The following is a 2,215-nucleotide window of genomic DNA, read 5'->3' as shown; positions in this document are numbered from 1 at the left end:
AGGCCGCCAGCTGCCATGCCAGCAGCCCGCCTCCCATGGCGGCGGCGAGCAAGCAGCCGAAGCCAAGAGTGGCCCAAACCTCAGACACGGAACGCAGCGCCCTTGTCATGATTGCCTCAATGCCCCCCACCCCGAATCCGCGGATTCACGACGCCATACAACACATCCACGATGAGGTTCACGCCGATGAAGGTCAGGGCCGAGATCAGGATGCCGGCCTGCACGACGGGATAGTCGCGCCGCCCGATGGAGTCGATCAGCCATTTGCCGATGCCGGGCCACGAGAAGATGGTTTCGGTCAGCACGGCGCCGGCGAGCAGACTGCCGGTCTGCAGGCCGACCACCGTCAGCACCGGGATCAGCGCATTGCGCAGCGCATGCACGACGACGACGCGGGTGGGCGACAGGCCCTTGGCGCGCGCCGTGCGCACATAGTCCTCGCGCAGCACCTCGAGCATGGACGAGCGCGTCATGCGCGCCACCACCGCCAGCGTGCTGGTGCCCAGCACCAGGGCCGGCAGGATCATGTGCATCAGCGCCGACTTGAAGGAGCCTTCCTCGTTGCTGAGCCAGGAGTCGATCAGCATGAAACCGGTCACGCGCTCGGGATCGAACTCGATGCCGATGCGGCCCGACACCGGCGTCCAGCCGAGGTTGACGGAGAAGAACATGATGAGGATCAGGCCCCACCAGAACACCGGCATTGAATAGCCCACCGTGGCCATGCCCATGACGCCCTGATCCAGCAGCGAGCCGCGCTTGAGGCCCGCGCTGACGCCCAGCAGCAGGCCGAAGCCGACCGCGAAGATCAGCGCCGCAGTGGCCAGCTCGACGGTGGCCGGGAACAGCGCCGCGAACTCTTTGCTGACCGGCTCGCGGCTGACCAGGCTCTGGCCCAGGTCGCCTCTCATGAGCTTGCCCACGTAGTCCAGATACTGCACCGGCAGCGGCTGGTCCAGCCCCATGCGCTTGACCAGAGCTGCATGCGTCTCGGGGTCCAGGCGGCGCTCGCCCATCATGACCTCGATGGGGTCACCGGGCACGAGGCGGATCAGCCCGAAGGCGACGATGGTGATGCCGATCAATGTCGGCACCAGCGTGGCGAGGCGTTTGAGCAGGAAGGCGAGCATTACCAGCGCGACGTGTACGGTCGCGTCTCGGTGTCGGTCGCACCTGCCACGCGCATCGCGCTGGGCGTGGACGCCACCTCGATCAGCGCGGCCGTCTCGGCATCCAGCGTGCCGGAGATGTCGCGTGGCCGGTACTTCATCTGGAAGGTGGCAATGACCTCCTTGGTCATCACGTCCAGCTGCCCCGAGCGCGACACGTTGTAGCCGATGCGCGCCAGCCGCTCCTGCAGCCAGGCCACGTCGCGCGGCGCAACCTCATGCTCCAGCGTCTTCACCATCACCAGCGGGCCATCGGGCCAAGGGATCAGCCCGGCGTCGGCCAGCTGCTTCCAGGGGAACTGCGGGCCGGGGTCCTGCTTGCGCCCGGGCGCGATGTCGGCGTGGCCGATGATGCGCTCTGGCTTGACGTTATGGCGCTTCTGGATGTCGCGCACCAGGGCGATGACTTCGTCCACCTGGGCCTGCGGGAAGGGCGCGTAGACGCGGCCACCGGGGCCGTCCACATAGCCGGCGTTGACGATCTCGATGCCGATGGAGGCCGAGTTCAGGTTGGTGTTGCCGGCCCAGAAGCTCGCGCCGGCATGCCAGGAGCGGCGGTTCTCGTCGACCAGGGCGTAGCTGGCCACCGGGTTGTCGCGCACCAGGTAGTGGGCCGACACCTGGCCACCGGTCGTCAGCACCTTCAGCGATTTCTCCCAGTCCAGCACGGTGTAGTGCAGCACGATGTAGAGAGCGCGGCTGTCCTGATTCTGCGAGGTGTAGCTGCGGTCGATGTTGGGTGCGCGCACTGCGGCGGCAGGGCCTGCGGCCATGACAGGGGCGGGCGTGGGGACCGGCGAGGGCACGCTGGCGCAGGCGCTGAGCAGCAGGGCCAGGACGGCGGCAACAAGGGAGGTGGACTTCATGCGTGGGAGGGCGTGGCCAGACCTGGATTGTTGCAGCGCACCCGACACGGTGGCCCCGGGGCCAGCCCGCAGGGGCCATGTCGGAGGGCGCTGCAGGTATGAGTGCAGGTGATGGTTGAATGGGTGACATGAGTTACACGACGCTGCACGCCACGCCCTCGGCCGACACCTACCGCCATC

2 protein-coding genes are annotated in these 2,215 nt (G+C 67.5%); both read right to left on the bottom strand.

All coding sequences use genetic code 11. The features are described from left to right. Positions 1–116: 116 nt before the first annotated feature. On the bottom strand, positions 117–1,130 hold the full coding sequence (locus AC1DU6_RS28375; protein WP_477861212.1) for an ABC transporter permease: 1,014 nt from the start codon (positions 1,128–1,130) through the stop codon (positions 117–119). Beyond that, the gene (locus AC1DU6_RS28370) at positions 1,130–2,035 is read right to left on the bottom strand and encodes an N-acetylmuramoyl-L-alanine amidase (RefSeq protein WP_457321002.1); all 906 of its coding nucleotides are present in this window, start codon (positions 2,033–2,035) and stop codon (positions 1,130–1,132) included. Before AC1DU6_RS28370 ends, AC1DU6_RS28375 begins: the two co-directional genes overlap by 1 nt. Positions 2,036–2,215: the final 180 nt, after the last annotated feature.

Source organism: Roseateles sp. P5_B10 (assembly GCF_056400485.1).
Note: the sequence above shows the minus strand (reverse complement) of the source record. Positions and strands in the feature narration are given on the sequence as shown.

Bases quoted from the DNA above. Each gene is read 5' to 3' on its own strand.
- AC1DU6_RS28375 (WP_477861212.1), bottom strand. From the start codon at position 1,130: ATGCTCGCCTTCCTGCTCAAACGCCTCGCCACGCTGGTGCCGACATTG.
- AC1DU6_RS28370 (WP_457321002.1), bottom strand. From the start codon at position 2,035: ATGAAGTCCACCTCCCTTGTTGCCGCCGTCCTGGCCCTGCTGCTCAGC.